Source organism: Candidatus Solincola tengchongensis, from assembly GCF_015711935.1.
GTDB classification, from domain to species: Bacteria; Actinomycetota; Geothermincolia; order Geothermincolales; family RBG-13-55-18; genus Solincola_A; species Solincola_A tengchongensis.
Genome location: NZ_JACVJJ010000078.1, coordinates 1 through 18,298, shown reverse-complemented (window position 1 = coordinate 18,298; position 18,298 = coordinate 1). Strand labels below are relative to the sequence as shown.

The 18,298-nt window shown below is 58.1% G+C and carries 14 protein-coding genes; 5 read left to right on the top strand and 9 right to left on the bottom strand.

Annotated elements, in window-relative coordinates; all coding sequences use genetic code 11:
* Positions 1-149: 149 nt before the first annotated feature.
* Together H7007_RS06565 and H7007_RS06560 are read right to left on the bottom strand one after the other, a co-directional pair.
* On the bottom strand, positions 150-1,286 hold the full coding sequence (locus H7007_RS06565; RefSeq protein ID WP_287154076.1) for a hypothetical protein: 1,137 nt from the start codon (positions 1,284-1,286) through the stop codon (positions 150-152).
* Between the two features lie 275 nt (positions 1,287-1,561).
* On the bottom strand, positions 1,562-2,062 hold the full coding sequence (locus H7007_RS06560) for a hypothetical protein (protein WP_287154074.1): 501 nt from the start codon (positions 2,060-2,062) through the stop codon (positions 1,562-1,564).
* A gap of 568 nt (positions 2,063-2,630) precedes the next feature.
* Here H7007_RS06560 and H7007_RS06555 point away from each other — a divergent pair.
* Entirely contained in the window at positions 2,631-3,950 is a 1,320-nt protein-coding gene (locus H7007_RS06555) for a M20/M25/M40 family metallo-hydrolase (RefSeq protein ID WP_287154073.1), read from the top strand.
* A gap of 23 nt (positions 3,951-3,973) precedes the next feature.
* On the opposite strand, the gene H7007_RS06550 is transcribed toward H7007_RS06555, so the two are convergent.
* The 7 genes from H7007_RS06550 to H7007_RS06520 all read right to left on the bottom strand — a co-directional run bounded on the left by H7007_RS06550 (position 3,974) and on the right by H7007_RS06520 (position 12,436).
* Entirely contained in the window at positions 3,974-5,038 is a 1,065-nt protein-coding gene (locus H7007_RS06550) for a lipocalin-like domain-containing protein (RefSeq protein WP_287154071.1), read from the bottom strand.
* 432 nt (positions 5,039-5,470) lie between these two features.
* On the bottom strand, positions 5,471-6,301 hold the full coding sequence (locus H7007_RS06545) for an arsenite methyltransferase (protein ID WP_287154069.1): 831 nt from the start codon (positions 6,299-6,301) through the stop codon (positions 5,471-5,473).
* Positions 6,302-6,354: 53 nt separating this feature from the next.
* Complete coding sequence (hgcC, locus tag H7007_RS06540; RefSeq protein ID WP_287154068.1) at positions 6,355-6,624, bottom strand: HgcAB-associated protein HgcC; 270 nt, start codon at positions 6,622-6,624, stop codon at positions 6,355-6,357.
* 579 nt (positions 6,625-7,203) lie between these two features.
* The gene (locus H7007_RS06535) at positions 7,204-7,614 is read right to left on the bottom strand and encodes a hypothetical protein (protein WP_287154067.1); all 411 of its coding nucleotides are present in this window, start codon (positions 7,612-7,614) and stop codon (positions 7,204-7,206) included.
* 46 nt (positions 7,615-7,660) lie between these two features.
* The gene (locus tag H7007_RS06530; RefSeq protein WP_287154066.1) at positions 7,661-8,911 is read right to left on the bottom strand and encodes a serine/threonine protein kinase; all 1,251 of its coding nucleotides are present in this window, start codon (positions 8,909-8,911) and stop codon (positions 7,661-7,663) included.
* A gap of 303 nt (positions 8,912-9,214) precedes the next feature.
* On the bottom strand, positions 9,215-9,862 hold the full coding sequence (locus tag H7007_RS06525; protein WP_287154064.1) for an ATP-dependent Clp protease proteolytic subunit: 648 nt from the start codon (positions 9,860-9,862) through the stop codon (positions 9,215-9,217).
* Between the two features lie 60 nt (positions 9,863-9,922).
* A complete protein-coding gene (locus tag H7007_RS06520) occupies positions 9,923-12,436 on the bottom strand; it encodes an ATP-dependent Clp protease ATP-binding subunit (RefSeq protein WP_287154062.1) in 2,514 nt (837 codons plus the stop codon).
* Positions 12,437-12,681: 245 nt separating this feature from the next.
* On the opposite strand from H7007_RS06520, the gene H7007_RS06515 reads away from it, so the two are divergent.
* The 4 genes from H7007_RS06515 to H7007_RS06500 all read left to right on the top strand — a co-directional run bounded on the left by H7007_RS06515 (position 12,682) and on the right by H7007_RS06500 (position 18,022).
* Complete coding sequence (locus tag H7007_RS06515; RefSeq protein ID WP_287154060.1) at positions 12,682-15,180, top strand: WD40 repeat domain-containing protein; 2,499 nt, start codon at positions 12,682-12,684, stop codon at positions 15,178-15,180.
* Between the two features lie 176 nt (positions 15,181-15,356).
* Entirely contained in the window at positions 15,357-16,289 is a 933-nt protein-coding gene (locus H7007_RS06510) for an ARPP-1 family domain-containing protein (RefSeq protein ID WP_287154058.1), read from the top strand.
* A 142-nt stretch (positions 16,290-16,431) separates the two neighbouring features.
* Positions 16,432-16,977: a hypothetical protein gene (locus tag H7007_RS06505; protein ID WP_287154056.1), complete on the top strand. Its 546-nt coding sequence runs from the start codon at positions 16,432-16,434 to the stop codon at positions 16,975-16,977.
* Between the two features lie 268 nt (positions 16,978-17,245).
* Positions 17,246-18,022, top strand: coding sequence for a COG1470 family protein (locus H7007_RS06500; protein ID WP_287154054.1), 777 nt, complete (start codon positions 17,246-17,248; stop codon positions 18,020-18,022).
* The last annotated feature ends 276 nt before the right edge of the window (positions 18,023-18,298 follow it).

The following is an 18,298-nucleotide window of genomic DNA, read 5'->3' as shown; positions in this document are numbered from 1 at the left end:
CCTCGACCACCGGTACTCAACGGCTAAAGATTTATTCGCCCCCCGCAGCTTCGACCTTGAGGAAAATCCCGAAAAAGCGGTTTCCGTTCCGGCTCACGGTCACCCGCCAGCCATGCGCCGGTCGTTCCCCTTCCGGCCCGTAATGGCGCTCAAACGCGCACCTCTATATCCAGGTCGCCATCGGGGTGAAGCTCCCATCTCGCCTCTGATTCCTCCTTGCCCATGGCGACCTCGTAAATGGCCTGGGCCATTCCCACGATCAGGCAGGGCATGCAGGCGTTCCTGAAGGTGACTGAGAGGCGCTTCTCGTCCGCCTCGAATCTGGCCACGTAACCCAGTCCCCTGAGCGCCCCCATATACCTGAAGTCGATCTTCCCTTTTCTCCAATCCTCACCAGCGACACGGGATTTCACGTACCGCCTTTGGGCCTCCACAGCGGCGGCAGGCACCTCCTCACCCAGCTCGGCTTCCAGGTCCTGTAGGACGGCATCGACGGCGTGAGGGCCAAAGAGGGCCATCCTCCTACCGCTTTCCTGGTCGGTTATAATCCCCCTCTCCAGGTCCCAATCCAAGCGCGCCACCTCGCGAGGAACGCCGCACACCGGGCAGCGTTCGTAGTGGATCTCCCCGGCCTTGAACGGGTAGCGCCTCCTCGCCAGGCGCTCCCGGAGAGCTACCGGGTGTTCCCCGGGGTGGACTTCGAAGAGATAGAGGCCCTCCTCTAACTCCCGGTAGTCGACGCAGTGGTCCCTTCCCTCGAAAGCCTCAACGGATGCTAAGCATTCCGCGGCGAAAAAGAGCACCGAATAAGGCCGGTAGACCAAGGTGGAGCGCCAGGGATGCACGTCACCCTCTTCCCACAAGGGGCCGGGCCTGACGTCCCCGTAACCGTAAACCCGCCCCACCTCGAAGACCCTGCCGGCCAATGCCCTGCCGAGCGGCCTCCGCGCCACGCGCGCCACCCCCTTCAACAGCGGGATACCGCTCAGGCTCTCGTTGAGCGCCACCAAAGGGCGCCGCATCCAGGCCGGGAACACCCCCTCGATATACCTCTTTACCTCCCGCCGCCGACTCTCGATGACGATGTGCTCGATGGAGAGGCCGATCAACTCCTCAATGCCGCGAAAAAGATTGTCGATGATGTTGGATTCGTAGAGCGCCATGCGGTTGCGAGGCGATCTGGCCAGGTGGATCACTCCGTCGTCTCCCCAGTGAAGTTCCCTGCCGACGAAGGCGGGAACGCCGCAAGAAGGACACCTTTTCCTCTTCGAGGATCTATCCGGCATCGCCATTTTCCTCCCGGCCGTGACCCCGCGCAGGGACGACAAGACGCGCACCGTGTCTCGGTCGGCCCACCCCTTTCACGCCGGGTTTAAGTTTATATCAAGTAAACTTCTTGTCAATCGACCTCGCAGTATCCGCCACATCCGACCATCAGCGCTCGCGCCATGCGGGCATCGAAGACGAGTGTAAGTTCGAGGCAAGCTGATGATTTGAGAGGATAGGGAAAAAGCTGGAAGACCTTTCTCTCCCTCCCGGCCCTCGCGAGCCCCGCCGCCCTTTAGGGGCCGCCGTAACGTTCCTCCAGATCCGGTTCGTATATCATCCAACCCTTTCCGTCGTTTCGCAGCCCCAGGCGAAGCAGATAACCGCTTCCGTCCCGAAGGAGTTCCAGGTCCACGTAAGCCCTGGATCCGGTAAGGTGGGTCAGGTGTGCCTTCCACCCCGTGACCGATTCCGTCCGTTCCCTCGCCATCTCCAAGTAGCCCTTAAAATCCTCCTCCGCCTTGAACTTCGAGGTGACGTGGAGCATACTCCAGGCCTCCTCCTCTCGCCCTTCGCTCAAGGCCCGCATATAGCGGTCGGCCGCCTCGACCGGTGCCCTCACGGCGAGGAAAGCCAGGAGAGCCATGCCGGCCAGCGCCGCGGCGGCGAAAGCGGCGGCCACCGTCATGCGGGCCCGCAAGCCCATGCTCTGACCGGCTCCCTTGTCGCCGGTGATGACGGGCGCCTGATAAAGAGCGCCGCTCCCGCGCTCCCCCATCTCGACCGGCTTTTCCACAGGATCACTGCGATGCTGGCCGCCTTTTTCACGGTGCGTACCCGTTGTCTCCCGGCATCTTTCGCGAGGCGGCCCTTCAGTCGGTCGACCCGCACCGTCCCTATCTCCCTTGTCCATGCACCCTCTCCTTACCCTCTGGTTCCTCTCCTTTCCCCGAGCCCACGGGCGTTTTCGGCTCGCTGCGTTGGCCCGCCCTGTGGCGCGAGGAGAAGGCATCCAGCAAAAATCTCGTCAACCGCCCGTCCTCCTTTTTCACGGACCGCACCGGAGGGCGGAAAAGCGGCCCCTTCTCCGGCCTCGTTTGCAAGGAGCCGCTCTTACAATATTTCCATTACATGGAAATTATAAACCCTACCTTGTCTTTTTTCGGATTCTCCTTGAGGAACTTAACCCTGGGGCGCTTCGATGGGGACGGAACTCGGTGAAATCCGTCACCCGCTTCAAAAAGGCCAACTTCTTGAAAACGGCGTCCGGAATATGCCAGGAATGCGACTCATCCCCCGTTTCGTGCGTTTTGGCGTAATATAATGACCGTGTCCGGCAAGACAGTGAGTTCCGGGGGACTTCAATGGAGGTCGAAAAGCTGGGCGATGAAGCGGTTGAGGTGCTGAGCCACTACCTGCGCGTGAACACCACCAATCCTCCCGGCAACGAGGCGGCCGGGGCTTCGTTTCTCGGCGATGTCCTGCACGATCACGGCTTGGAATACCGGCTCCTGGAGGCCGCCCCCGGGCGCTCCTCCCTTCTGGCCCGCTTGCGCGGGAGCGGTGAGGGTAAGCCGTTGATCTTTCTGAACCACATCGACGTGGTTCCGGCGGAGGCAGAGGGCTGGCAGGTGGCGCCCTTCTCCGGCGAGGTGAGCGACGGCTTCGTCTGGGGGAGGGGCGCCCTGGACATGAAGGGGATGGGCGTGATGCAGTTGATGGCCTTCATCGCCGTGGCGCGCGAGGGATTGCCGCTTCGCAGGGACCTCGTGTTCCTCGCCGTCGCCGACGAGGAGGCCGGGGGCTACGCGGGAGCGAAGATGCTCCTGGAGAAATACCCCGAGGAACTGGAGGCGGATCTGGTCATCAACGAGGGAGGTTACGCCCTCACGGACCTGGTGCCCGGAAAGCCCTTCTTCATGGTCGCCTGCGCTGAAAAATACGGGCTCTGGCTACGCCTCCTGCAGCGCGGCCAGGGCGGCCACGGCTCCATGCCCACCGGAAAGGGGGCCCTGGAACTCATGGTACGCGCACTGGCACGTTTCCTGGAGCGCAAGAGGCCGCTGCGTATCAACCCGGTCATGCAGGCCTTCTTCGCCAGGCTGGCCGAGTTCTGGGAGATACTCGGCCCCTACCGCGAGGACGGGAAGCTGGAGACCCTGATGCGCGTCATCGAGGAGAACCACCTGGATGCCGTCCCCGCCCTCAACGCCGTGCTGCGCGATACCGCCAGCCTGAACGTGCTCCACGCCGGCAACAAGATCAACGTCATCCCCGACCGTGCCGAGGCCTTTCTGGACTGCCGTCTCCTGCCGGAGACGGAAGCCCCGGAATTCCTGGATTTCGTGCGGGAAGCCCTGAGCGGCGAGGGGTTGGAGATAGACCATTTCCAGGACATGGAAAGGTCTCCCTCTTCGCCCTGGGAAAGCGAGGCTTATCGCACCCTCGAGGAGACCATCCTCGAATGCTACCCGGACGCCGTGGTCTCCCCGTTCATGCTCTCCGGCCTCTCCGACTCCCGCTTCTTCCGCGCCCGTGGGGTGCCCTGCTACGGGATCATACCCGCGCGCCTGGGGCTCTCCGACCTGCCCCGCATCCACGGCGCGGACGAGCGCATATCCGTCCAGGACGTCCGCGAAGGCGTTGTCTTCCTTCGTGCCCTCGCTCTAAGCATCTGTGCTTGAGGCCTGAGCGCCGTGGAGCGCGCCTAGCGCAGGGCCACCATCTCATGCAGGGTGGTGCCTGTCTCCTCCACGCTGCGCCCGTCGTGGGTCACGCGAAGGAGGAAGTCCGACTCGAAGCGGAACCATCCGGGGCGCATGAAGCGGTTCACAAGCCATTTGACGGCCGGGTTCATGATCACCGGGTTCAACTCGGAGAGGAAGTCGTTGGCGTCGATGATGCGCTTCACCTCCAGGCGCAGGAACACGCGGTCCGGGATCCCCATTTCCAGGAAAGCCGGATAGGTGCGGTTGGCGACCTGGTTGAAGACCGGAGGCCCCTCCCTGAGCCGCATCTCACCGGAGCTGAGGATGACCTCGCCTCCGCGGGCCAGCATGAGCGGTTTGGAGGCCTTGCCCCCGAAGCGCCGGTTGGTCTTCACGTAAGCGTAGAGGAGCGTGTGCTCCTCGGTGTACAGCCTACCCCAGTACCAGAAGGAGAGGATGCGCCGCATGTCCGCGGTGACCACGTTGTGGTCGTGGTAACCTATCCCTTTGGCCCGCAGGGTAGTACCGCCGAAGCGCACGCTCCCCTCCACGTAAGCCCTGGGCGCGGGGACCACCCAGGCGAAATAGCCCCGGTTCCCGTACCTCGTGCGGCCTTTCCCCGGCTTCCACCCCGGGACCTCGCTGCGGAAGGTGAGGTCCGCCTCCATTCCATCCTCGGCGATGTGCAGGTGGTGCACGGGAAGGTTCCCGCTTTCGGGGAACTCGGCGTAACAGTGGTTGTCCCCCACCCATACGTCGCACTTCTCGGTGGAGGCCCTGAGCTGTTCGTGGGAGAACTTCTTGACCACGGAGAGCTTTTCACCGTCGGGCTTGTAGACGTGCAGTTCTATGCCTGGCTTGCGGGACATGAGCTCCGAGGCCTGGATGAAACCCACCACCACGTGGCCGTCGTCGAGGCGGGCGTCGAAATACCACCATTCTCCATAGTAGCGGCTGCTCCTCGCCTCCGGGTGCAGGGCGTTCTCTCCGGGGGTGAGTGGTATTATCTCCCCGTCTTTCTCCCCCGGGCCCAGCCATTCGTCGACCACCGGCTCGATCCTCATCGCATACCTCCCTCCTCTGGGCTAATCCGTTCCCATCCGGCCCTCCGGAAGGGCTCAAGCAAAGCCGCAGCGAAGACAGCCGAGGGAACGACCTAAATCCCTAAATTGCCGCTATCCTCCTCGATTTCCCTTATTATAGACAGATCTCACTGCTTTGTTTAACCCTTTTGAGGATTTCCGCCTGGACAACTGGCCATGAAAAGCGTGGGTTATAGAGAAAATCCGTTCCATGGGCATGCTGCAGCCAAGCACAAGATGATAGTTCTCGCGGAGAGGCAAGCCCTTAGACGCGCACCTTATGTCTTCCGCATCCCTTGACCTATGGTTTTTTAGGCCACGGGGAACATCAGGCCCTTGAGGGGCTGCGGGCTTAAACCCCAGCCCGGGCAACGGTCATGCCTCGTCCGGCCAATGGCTGTGTTCCGTTGTGGATCACATCGGTTTCCTGGCTCGTATCCCCAGGCTCTTGACGCCCTGGAGCAGTCGGTTTATCTCCTCGCGAGGGAGGTCGATCTCGGCGAGAAGCCCCGCGGCCACGGGATCGCTGTCCAGGCATTCTATCGGGAAGGGGGACTCCTGCAGCACCTCCAGGTCGCGGAAGCCGGCATCGGCTATCATCCTCAGGTAATCCTCCCTGAGGGCGGCGCCGGAGATGCAGCCCACGTAAGCGGCCGTGGATTTCCGGATCGCCTCGGGAAGCTCCTCCTCCAGGACGATGTCGGAGACCATCAGTCTTCCGCCGGGCTTCAACACCCGGAAAGCCTCCCGGAACACCCGCGGCTTGTCCGGAGAGAGGTTTATCACGCAGTTGGAGATCACCACGTCCACCGAGTTGTCGGCTACCGGGAGGTTCTCTATCTCGCCCAGACGGAACTCCACGTTGGAGTAACCGCCGCGGCGCGCGTTCTCCCTGGCCCTCTCCAGCATCTCGGGAGTCATGTCCACGCCGATCACCTTTCCCCTCTTCCCCACCCGCTCCGCGGCCAGGAAACAGTCCAGCCCGGGACCGGAGCCGAGGTCCAGGACCGTCTCCCCCTCCTGAAGGGAGGCGAGGGCCACGGGGTTCCCGCATCCCAGCCCGAGGTTGGCACCCTCGGGGACGGATTCCAGGTCCTCCTCGCTGTACCCTATGCGCACGCTCGTCTCCTTCGCCGGATCAGGGCCGCAGCAGCACGGCCGGGAGGGGCCACAGCAGGAAGAACCGCTACCGGCGATGGCCCCGTATCCCTCCCTCACTATCCTTTTCACGTCTCTCTCCTCCATCACAGACCTCCCTTTCCGCAATGGTTCGATGCGCCAATCCGCTGCCCAAAGTCTCAGAGAAGCCCCCTGAGGACGGGGCCCAGCCTCTCCTTCACCAGGGCACCGAGCTCCTCCGCTCTCATGAGGAGCACGCAACATATCTTTCCTTCGCTCTCCCAACTGACCAGGGCCAGCTTGTCTCCGGCTTTTATCCCCGCTCGCTCCCGGAAATCCTTTGGGAGGACCATCTGGCCTCTTTCATCCACTCCTACAAGCGTTTCCACCCGGCAACAGGCCTCCTCGGAAACCGGGCAGCAGGCCTCGGCGACCTTTTTCGCCCCCATATCTTCCCTCCTCCTCTTCTTTTTCCTGTGTTATTAAGTTATATCTTACCTTTCTAATATATCTTATTATTCTGAATATTCCAACTATTGTGTATTCCCCAGAGCTGCCCTCAACCCACGGCCCCGTTAGAGCTTGTCTCATGTTGCGTAAGCAATTTGGTGCCGTGGCCGTGGAAAGTTTCTCACCTGGCACCCGTGGCCGGGAAGCCGCTTCGCTGTACTTCATGCCTCAACGCCGGCGTCTTAAAACGAACTTGGTCTTTAAAGATCGAACTGAGATCTTTGACAACAAGAGCTTACGCTCTTCCCTGATTTGGCCGCGTCTAAAACAGCAAGGGCAATGCTTTTGCCCGATCAATGCAGTGGCGCTTCGAAACTGTGAGGTAGAACCAATATCCGATTCTTTCCACGACATCACTTTTCACAGGACCGAAGGAAATGAGACTCGAGCTGAGGGCCGAGGAATTCCTAAAGGAAATTGTTTATTTTCGCATGCTGTGGGACTCAATATTGTCGGATAGATAGGATACGAAAAAGATGGAGAGCTTGCGAAAGCCGCGCTAAAGCGGTTCTCATCCGTTAATCAAATCCCATATTCGACAAATCTTCTGACAATCGCGCCGCAAGGTTTTGTGCCGCTCCCGCGGCTTTTTGAAAATCATCCTCCTCCCATAATTCCATCCAATTAACGAGGCCGCATATTACGACGGTGCACTTAAGCTTGCCCGCCTTTATCATCTCTTGTGACAGCATAATCGAATTATCCGATCGGATCTTTGTCTTCCCCATAAAAACGGCCTTGTCGCTACATTCCACCTGGAAGGAGTCGGCCCTGGCCCCGGGCACGAGCGCCAGCGGTCCGTCTACGACCGAGTAAACAAGGAGATCACCGTCGCACATCGCAGCGAATTTTCCGGGCAGCTGGACACGACTACCCCTTAATTTACGGAAGAAGACCCCCAAAAAAAATTTCGATTCATCGCGATGCATAAGAATCCCCCCTTTGCTCGAAATTCATTTTTCAGCAATCTCAATCTTAAAACAAGGCTTCGAGGAGGGCCTCTCTGAATTCCCGGGCAGTGGCAAACCTCTCTTCGGGATTCAACTTGAGCGCCCTGTCGACCACTTGACATAGAGCATCCGGCAGGTCCCGGCGTCTCTCTCTGATCGGGATTATGTCCCCATGCAACGCGGCATCCAGGGGGTCAACCGAGCCTGCTGAGATGAGAATCTCCAAGTAACGATGGTGGACGATCTCGTGCCGCACTCTCCATTGGGGTATGAAATTTAGGGGTAGGTAACCGGTAAGAAGATGATATAAGGTCGCCCCCGCCGCGTACACATCCATGGTCGGGTGGGCCGGCGCACGGTTCATCAGTTGTTCGCGAGGCATGTATCCAGGTGTCCCCCCCCTGGTTGAGTCCAGCACGTTGCCGCCTCGCCTTCGGTAGTTCGCGGCAAGGCCGAAATCCGCGATCTTGACCTGAACCCTACCTCCTGCTTCGCTGCACAGGATGTTCTCCGGCTTCACATCGAGATGGACATACCCCTCATCGTGCAGGTAAGCCAGCGCTTCCAGGACATCGGCGATCAGCAGCACTGCGTCCACAGGATGGAGGACGGGGTTTCCCTCCCCGTCTATGTACCTCAGGAGATTGCCTCCCGGGACATATTCCATGACCAGGAAGGGATTGTTGCCTTCCTTAAGCCCGAACTCGATAAACCTCACGAATCCCGGATGCGATATGGTTGTAATTATAGCCACTTCATTGAGGAAATTCAGCCAGTCGACTTCGCCTTCAGCCCTGTTCATCAGCTTTATGGCCACCACACGTTTACAGCGGTCGTGCACTGCCAAATACACCGTCCCTAACCCGCCGCCGAGTTTGCGAAGCGTTGTATAATTTCCGACTTTGATGCCGGCACCTTCCCCTCTTTTTCCTGCTGCACAGTCATCGCAGAGATACAGGGAAACATCCCTTAACTCTTGCGCTCTCCCGTCGCTCACGGCCTCGGGGGTCAGATCGCACGAGCATTCCCAGCAGCGGTACCCGTCCTGAATTAAAGAGAATCTGAAAGGATATACGCGTTTCTCCTCGTCGCGGCATTTCTGGCATAGGAATTCGCCGCCCCGCCACGTCGAGAGGTCGGCTGTCTCATCGCAGGCCAATTCCCTTCCGCAACGAATGCAGTAAAGGGACATCTCTTGTGGTATCGTGCCGCCCCCATGGTCGCAGCCTGCGAGGCCCCCTGGGCCCGGCTCGCCTCGCAAGAACTCGCCGTCCATCGGGTCCTCCTTCCCAACTCTCCAATGCCGTCACTCTGCCAGTGGATGTCTTCCTCCTCAATTACTCCCGAGCCAGGAGCCCATTATTGCGCACCATCGCTTGCGCCGATTTCGCTGGAGCCTCCTTCCGCAACATCCATGAGCCCCGCTCAACTGCTTTCAAAAGCAAGCCTGGCTCGGATGCCATCTCAAAGGACCCCGCTCCCCGGTCACCAGAACTCGCCAGCGCTCTGAGCCCTTCCGGCGTTTCCATCAATTTAAAACACTGCACTCGCGACACTTCGGTGCTTGCCGCCATCGCCTTCAACTTCTTGAAGAAACAACGCTGTCTTGAACGAGCGCCTTTCTCGCCCCTCCGTTTTCCTCTCTGGTATAGAGAACCTGATCTATCAGGCCATACGACCGCGCATCCTCGGCGGTCATGTAGAAGTCCCTCTCCGTATCCCTCTCTATGACCGTCACGGGCTGGCCGGTGTGGTGAGCGAGAATCTCATTGAGTTTTCTCTTGACGCGGCTTATCTCTTTCACCTGGATCTCCATATCCGTTGCCTGCCCTTGCGCACCCCCGAGAGGTTGGTGGATCATGACCCGCGCGTTGGGAAGCGCGGCCCTCTTTCCGGGCGCTCCCGACGCCAGGAGCACCGCGCCCATGGAGGCTGCCTGGCCGATGCATACCGTCGCCACATCGCACGAGATGTACTGCATCGTGTCGTATATGGCAAAACCCGCCGTGACCGCCCCTCCAGGGCTGTTGATATAGAGATAGATGTCCTTCCCGGGGTCCACGGCCTCGAGATAGAAGAGCTGAGCTACGACCACATCAGCAACGTCATCGTTTATGTCGCCGGTGAGGAATATGATCCTGTCCGCAAGGAGCCTGGTGTAGAGATCCACGAGGCGTTCCCCGCCCAAGGTCTTTTCAACGATGTAGGGTATCTTCAAGAGTCCCATCGCTCCTCCTTTCGCATGACATCTGTGCTTGGTAAGGTAAAAAGGCACCTGCACTCTCGCCTAAATCGCCTCCTCGTCCGCCGTCGCTCCCGAAAAGACGGCTTCCCTCTCCGATGCGCTTGTAGCTTTCCGAATCGCGATCCTTCCCTCTTCCATATCCACGATGACGTCATCGCCATCCTCGACCTCGCCACGGATCTTCATGGTCGAAAGCGGGATGACCACTTCCCTGTCGAAAACCCTCTCCAGCTCTCTTGCCCCCATCTCCCGGCTGAAACCCCTGTCGATGATGTGCCGTGCGGCTTCCTCGCTCATGGTCAGATGGACGTTCATCTCCGCCAACCTGGTGTTGAACGTCCTGACTATCTTCTGCAGTATGAGTTCGGCTGACCTGCACGACAGCGGGTAGAAGAACACGAGAGCGCTGAGGCGGTTGAGGAACTCCGGTCGGAAATGTCCCTCCACGGCCCTCTTTATCGCGTCCTCATACTCCTTTCTCTCCGCTTCGTTCAATTCGCCTTCCTGCACGAACGTGCCGCCGCTTACGCGAACAGGACTTATGCCGATGCCGGGTTGCCTCACGGGGCGCGCATAGGCATCAGTCCCCAGGTTGGTGGTCATGATGATGATGGAATTGGAGAAATCGGCCACGCGTCCCCTCGAGTCGGTCAACCTTCCGTCGTCAAAGACCTGCAGGAAGACGTCCATCACTCGCGGATGTGCCTTTTCCACCTCATCGAAGAGGAGCACGGAGAAGGGCTTGTTTCTCACCTTTTCGGTGAGCTGGCCGCCTTCATCGTGTCCCAGGTATCCCGGCGGGGCACCGATGAGCTTCGAAGCCGTGTGCCCTTCCCGATATTCCGACATGTCAAACCTGATCAGGGCTTTTTCGGTCCCGTAAATGAATTCGGCGAGGGCTTTGGCGAGTTCCGTCTTGCCCGTTCCAGTGGAGCCGGCGAAAAGGAAGACAGCATACGGCCTTCGCGGGTCGGAAAGGCCGGACCGGGACCGGCGCACGGCATCGGCCACGCTTTTGAGCGCCTGGTCCTGGCCTATCACCCTCCTCCTGAGAAAATCTTCCATGCTCTCCAGTTTTGCGAGCTCGTCGTCCGTCACGTCACTCAAAGGAATCCCCAAACGTCCCGCTATCACCTCCGCCACATCCCTTTTACCGATGACCGATGCTCCCTGCTGCTCCCGGAAGGCGAGTGAGGTGCCGAGAAGCCTGGCGGCGCATGCGCTGTCGATAAGGTCGATGGCCTTGTCGGGTAGGCGTAACGTGTGGAGGTAGCGCGTGGAGAACCTCACTGCCGCCTCCAGCGCTTCCCTGGAAATCTCCAACCCGTAATGTTCCTCGAAATCCTCCCTTAACCCCTCGAGGATACGCAGGGCGTCCTGTTCGCTCGGTTCTTCCACCATAATCCTGGTGAACCTTCTCCGCAGCGCATCGTCCTCCTCTATAAAACGGCGGTACTCATCGAGTGTCGTCGCCCCGATGCAGCGGATCTCCCCCCTTGCCAGGGCGGGCTTCAAGAGGGTTGCCGCGTCCAGCGCCTCACCACCACACCTCGATCCGATGAGAGTGTGTATCTCATCGATGAAGAGTATGATGTTCGGGTCAGCAGATGCTTCCTTGATCACTTTTTCCATGCGTTCCTCGAAGTCACCCCTGTACCTTGTGCCCGCTAAAAGGCCACCCATCGTGAGCTCGACGATCCTTTTGCCGCGAAGCTGTTCGGCGATGTCCTGTGCAAGCAGTTTCTGGGCCAGGCCCTCTACGATACATGTCTTCCCCACACCGGGCTCCCCGACGAGTATGGCGTTGTTCCTGGTCTTCCTGATGAGAATGCGGCCCAGCTCGGCGATCTCCCTCTCTCTCCCGATGCAGGGGGATAGTCTGTCTTCCCTGGCGAGAGCGGTGAGATCTCTACCGTATTTATCGAGATACGGCGTCCTCGGGTGGGAAGCGGCGGGGTCCTCCTCTTCCCCACTGAGCGTTCCCTCCACTGTGCCGGGCGCTGCCGTTTCCGCCTCCAAACCCAGATACTGGCGCAGCTGAGACGGCTCTACCGAGAACTCCGCAAGCAACGCACCGATCAAACTCCAAGGCCAACGCAGCATCGCCGCGATTAGATGCTTCAGCATCAGGAGGTCTTCCGATCGCGCTTCGCGGATCTCGTCGGCGGCGTCGTAAAGCTCACGGCATCTCTGACTACGGTGGCCGTCGAAGATACCCTTCTCCAAGCCGGATTGGTGGACTATCTTACGCAGCCTTCGGCGTGCCCTGACGGGATTCAGCCCTGCTCGTGCCATGACGTCCAGTATAGCGGAGGCTTCTTCCCTGAACGATTCCCAGTCCCCGATATCCATGCCTTCCACCACAGGGCTCTCGCGGGAAACTAGGTCCTCTGCCTTGCAGATTCCTATGAACAGATGTTCCGGCTCTATGTGCGCGTTCCCAAGGGCCTGCGCCTCCACGGCAGAGATCGCATGCACGACAAAGACCCCTGGGGAAACGACGTGACCTGGCCCGCTCGTCAAGCAACTCACCTCCTCCCCATCGTCGCTGCCCACCCTATCACCCTTGGTAACGAAGCGATTCACGCGAACCCTTATCGCCTCCTGTGTCTCCCTCGATGCAATTTTCGCGTCCCATAAGCAATAAACGCTGCGCTTCATGTTCTCGCGGCATACCACATGCATGCCGGGGCATCTTCGAATATCTCGCGATAAGTTCGCCTCTCCCGCCTATAAGGTTCGAGTGGGTCATCAAGCAGGCGAAATGTCAGAAAATCCTTGGGGAAGACACCGGAGATGAAATGTCTGAATGGAGTATCAGGTTAAAAAGGGTTGCGGAGATAGCAGGCATACTGCTCATGGGAGCTTTTTCTCTCTTCCTTCTATTTTTCGCTCTCCTCAAACCCTCTCTTCAGAAACACGATTTCTTCACCGGACTTTTCACCTTGTTCGCTTTCTTCATGATGATCCTATCCATTGTAAGCGCCAGCCACGGGCGTGCTCTCTCCACGTTCAACCTTTCATTCCTTAGCTTTTTCTTCCTCTCCTTTGCCATGGCCAAAAGCGCGCCGGAGGTAAGAAGCCCGTGGGTCATCATCATGATCTTTTTCTTCTTGGGGTTTCTCGGGATCGGGGCAGCGATGGAAAGAGGCGAGGAACGCCGCCTTCTCTTGGAGAACGAATACGTTGAGGCGGCCCGAGAGGGTTTGCGCGTCTCCATCGTCGGCGTTTCGTTCATCTTCCTCTTGCTGGCCGTTTACTGGCCCGTCTGGGGATACAGGAGCCCCACCGCCTTCGCCAGCCCGAGCGAGATCAGGTTTTTCGAGAATATCTTCAGCAACGTCTGGAGCATTTTCTATATTCTCGCCCTGCTGTCCATCTGTGCAGCCTGGAAAAAGGACACGGGAGCCAGCACGGCTTTATTGCTCTTGTTTATGGTCACTAGCTTTCTGGCTAAGTGGTTCCCGTGGGTCCTCGAGGTCTTGAATTCCTACCTCTCTCGCCCCTTTCCCAACCTCGTGCAAAGGTCCTTGGAATGGTCGCAGAGGACACTTGGCTCGGTGGGTTGGGGAATCTTCCTCGTGGGCACTGTCTCCGCGCTTGCACAGATTCCCGTGCTCATCATGCATTGCAGCAAGAAAAACGCCGTTTTATGCGAAAATCGCAACCTGGGAACCGTCGGTCTGTATAGAAAGTACGTCTTATCTATCGTAAAAGAACTGCATCGTCTTCCGCTAAACCTGCTTCATTTTTCTCTGAGTGTATGGCTTCCTCTGCTGATCTGGGCAAAACTCCGCGCTCAAAACGGCGTTAATTCGTCCGCTTTCAACTTCTTCGGGCTGCCCGACTTGAGGTTTCCCGACCTGAGGCCGGACTTTCGCTACCCCAACCTCTTCCTCATACTATCTCTCGGCTTGCTTTCCCATAATATCCTACGCCTCGCGCACGAACACGGAGCGTCCCTCCTCGAAGGAAAGGCGAAAAAATATGCGGTGGCTATCGTATCGTTGTCCGTATCCATCATGGGCCTCTTCATCCCGGCTGGAGTGCTTTTGTATCTTTTGCTTGTCGCTTTGGTTAAAATTGCTGCTCTGTTATTTATGCCAGGCACTCGAGTCGCCCTACCTGCGAGCACGCAGGAAACGTGCGCCATGGACACGATGACCCAACTTCCTGAGCTGCACATGGCAGGGATTTCGTTTCCAGATCCTGGGTCGGGGTGTGGAGGTGCGACGGCTCTTACTCCTGAGCGCATGGAAGGGATTTCATCTACAGAGTCCGGGTCGGGGTGTGGAGAAGGGATTTTACCAACAGAGTCTGGGTCGGGGTGTGGAGGTGCGACGGCTCCAACTCCTGAGCTGCGCATGGCAGGGCTGTTCGTACGTCGCGTGAGTTTGGGAGCCGACGACCTGGGCGAGATTCGACCTTTTTTTGACACGTTGCACGCCCAAGATGTGCCCTGGCTTTTCTTCAGCTACAACTCTCCCAGCAATATGATCTGGGCCCTCGACAAAAAAGGGGCGGTGCTCTGTTTGGGCTTCGGGGACGGGACGAAAAGATGGGGACAGACGGAATTGAAGAATCCCCGCTGGTTTTTCTCTCTGAAGGAGAGTGTAATTCTACTCAATGCCTCAAGAAAAGCGATCGTCATCAGTAGAGGAGATGAGGAAGACCTAACCTCGTCGGAGATGATCCTCTCCAGGCCTCCAGTCGCAGCGGCGGTCAATCCCTTCGGTAGCATACTCGCTTTCGCAGGAGAACCGGAGAGAAAACTACTCCTACATTACTTTCCCACAAACCTGGAAAGAGCTCCCCTGCAGGCGTTGACGGGCGTAGAAGCGCTTTCATTCAGCCCGGACAACCTGTTTCTCTATCTACTCTCCGTGCGCCGTGAGGTCCTAAAAATCAATATGGCGACGCTGGGGATCTGCGAATCCCTTGCCATTCCCGGAATGGGGAGCATCTCTCGGTTCGCTGTCGGACCGGACGGCGTATTGATTGCCTGTCGTGAAAGAGACGGGCGCGAGTACCTGACGGTCTGGAATCCCACAAGGGACTTCTTCAGGGAAAGGAGGATGCCGGTGAGGGTTTCGACCTTTGCTGTCGACCCTTGCTTCGGCCGCATCGCGATAGGGGGCCGCAAGGGAAAGATCGTAGTGTACACGAAAGACCTCAGGAAAGAACTGCTGAACCTGAAACTGCACGAAGGCGCGGTGACCGGACTGTCCTTCACGCCGAGCGGAAGCGATCTTATCAGTGCCGCAATGGACGGTACGCTGGTGAGGTTAAAGCTTCTCTGATCATGAAGAATGAAGGTGAGGGTTCATCGTTTCGTCGCGAGAAGATCCGCCAATACCATATTAGATTGTGAAGGAGCGGGATCGCCCGGGCTGGGAATGGATTTCACCCAGGTCATGCACGGACCCTTGGCAGCAGCCGCGCCTAGCCCGGGCGAGCAAAAAGAGTGAGTGAGGAGGTGGCCATCGTGGACGACAGGGAAGCGAGATCGCGTTACGGTTTTCGCTTGGGGAACCCGAAGAGCTTTCGAAATCTGACCGTCTACCCCATCTTCTACGACGGGCCCGAACCGGGTTTCATCTCCTTAAAAGAGGCCTTGAGCTCCGGGCGTCTGAAGATTAAGGAGGTCAGCGAAGAAGGCACGGTTTCCCGTCTCAGGGTGGAGAACCGCGGCGACAGCCCCGTCCTTCTGCTCGACGGAGAGGAACTCTCTGGATGCAGGCAGAATCGAGCGTTGGAGATCTCCACCATCGTCCCCGCTCAAAAGGAGATGGTCATCTCCGTCAAGTGCACGGAGAGCGGACGCTGGTCATACAGCTCCAGGGTCATGACCGAGTCGGGGACGGTGATGCCTTGCCAGCTGAGAGGGACGAAATCCATATCCTTCCTCGAAAGCCTGGAAACCCGCGGAAGACCCGAGGCCGATCAGGGGAAGATATGGGACGGAGTAAGGAGCTACGCCAGGCGAGCTGGATTTAACCCCAAGAACGAGGCCCTGTTGGAGATCTTTCGGCACAAGGAAGGCGAGCTTAAGGCCGTCGTCGATGCCCTACCCTGCGAGGAAGGGCAAAAAGGTATCATAGCGGCGATAAACGGAGCGGTTGTGGGAATGGACTTCGTCGCCAGCGCTTCCGTCTACCGGGATCTTCACCCCAAGCTCATCAGGAGCTACGCCTTAGACGCCCTTCTCGAGAAGAAGAAGAACATGGCGCCTCCTCGGAAAGAGGATGCCTACGACTTCCTTGTCCAAACCACTCTCTGTTCGCGGTTGACGCTCGATTCCAATGACCGCCTTCAGAGCATAGGGTTCAAGGGAAACGGCTTGGTGGGGACTCTACTCACCTATGAGGGCAGGCCGGCCCATCTTTCCTTTCTGCGGACGTCCGATTAAGGCAAGCGGCGCAACCGTTGCGGGCTCTGGACCTTAAAGGAGGCTCATGATGCCGGGGAACACGTGGTTCGTCTCCGACACGCATTTCAATCACGGGAATGTCATTAGGTACTGCCGAAGGCCGTTCAATTCGGTGGAGGAGATGAACGAGACCCTGGTAGAACGGTGGAACGCATCGGTGAGAAATGGGGACATCGTATATCATCTGGGAGACTTCGCTTTCGGCAGCCCGGATCGTATCGCCAGCTTATTGGCCAGGTTGAAGGGCAGGCTGTTCATATGCCTCGGCTCCCACGACAGGAACCTTGTCAGGGCGTGCAAACAGGCGAGAAACGTGGAGGGCCTGAAGGAATCCTACCTCGTTTCCCTGAATCTGGGAGGAAAAAGGAAACAGAAGTTGTTTCTTTCCCATCATTGCCATCTTGTCTGGCCGTACAGCCGATACGGTTCCTGGCATCTCTTCGGCCATTTCCACGGGGGCTACGACGAGTTGGTGTCCACGCTTGGAAAGATGCTCGATGTGGGAGTGGACTCGCATGATTTCTTCCCGTGGAGCCTGCAGGAAGTGCTCTCCGTAATGGAGAACCGTCCACCCAACCTCGACCAGAGAACGTCGAGCCGTTGCATGTCGGTGAGGCCTTTGAACACGAGGGGTTTCCACCATGTAGCGCAATCCGGCATGACATGAGGATGGAAAAACGAAAAGGATCAGCTGTTTCGTTTTTCAAGTGAAGTTATCGCTCCTACTGAGCGAAGGCGCGGCTTCGGCCCAGGACAAGCGGTGGCCCGTAAGCCACTAAGGGAGGGCAAAATCGCATTCATCGCGGAACATCAAAGGGTGATCCGAGATGTCGCAGTCGATACGCCGAGTCGCCGGGACTATTGCCAGGCGAATCTTTCAAAACATGTCACCCTCCAGGACCAATGCATCCCCTCTGACTAAAGGACATATTGTAGTGGGGATCATCATCGCCACATCTTTCTGCTTGTTTCAGTATTTCACGTGTCCAAGGGAAGCAGGGCCTTTCGTCCCTTATCCCGACTTCATAATAGGCGTCGATCCCCCAACGGCCAGCATCCCTCCAGGGGGAACGACGACCGTCAGCTTGCTCATTAAGACGAGAAACGGTTACGACGAGGCTATCGACATCTCCCTCGAAAATCCTCCTCCTTTCATAAGCGTTGAGCTCTCAGAGGATGAAGCCGACGCATCCGGTAAATCGGCCACCTTGGCGACCATCGCGTCGGCCGAGAAAATGCCTTCCGGCGACTACGAGATCACCTTCGTGGGAGAAGGCGGGGACGGAAAACGCAGGGAGGCCTCCTTGCTTCTTACCGTGGAAAAGGTATGGAGAGAATTTTATGCCGCCATAGATTACCCGCAAGACGGAGAATACATCTCTGCAGAACCCTATGAACCCGTGCAATCGTATGGCCGCTCGTCGGGATACCTGCCGGAAGGCGAACATGCCTGGCTCTGCATTCAATCCTCAAAGAACTCCCTGATATGGCCCCAGTTCGAGATTCCGCAGGGTGATGACCAGGAATGGGAATTGAGCCTTAATTTTGGCGCAAGGGAAGAATATTACATCCTGATCCTCATCGTCGGCCAGTTCGACCACGAGCGTTTCGAGCAGTGGAGGCATAACGGAATGAAGACCGGCGATTGGCCCGGGCTTTCACTCCCGAGAACGGCGAAGATCTACGAAATGGTAACCATTAACAATACATGAGAGGGAGATACATGTTGCGATCAATCCACTTACTCAAATATCAATATAATGGAAATGCCGTTTTCGGCAAGTTCGATCTTTTACAGGTTGCTGTCTACAAAAAGTAGGCACCCCATCCCGACAAAACCTCAACACGCTATCCTCTCATGTCCCGCAAGCGCCTTGAGGACGTCCTTCACCCAGGGGTCTCCGCTCCTTGTCTCAAGAAGCGGCATGTGCTTTTCGAGCCAGGCTTCGGGATTCCTCCTCACCTCCTTTCTGAGGGAGGCCATGGCC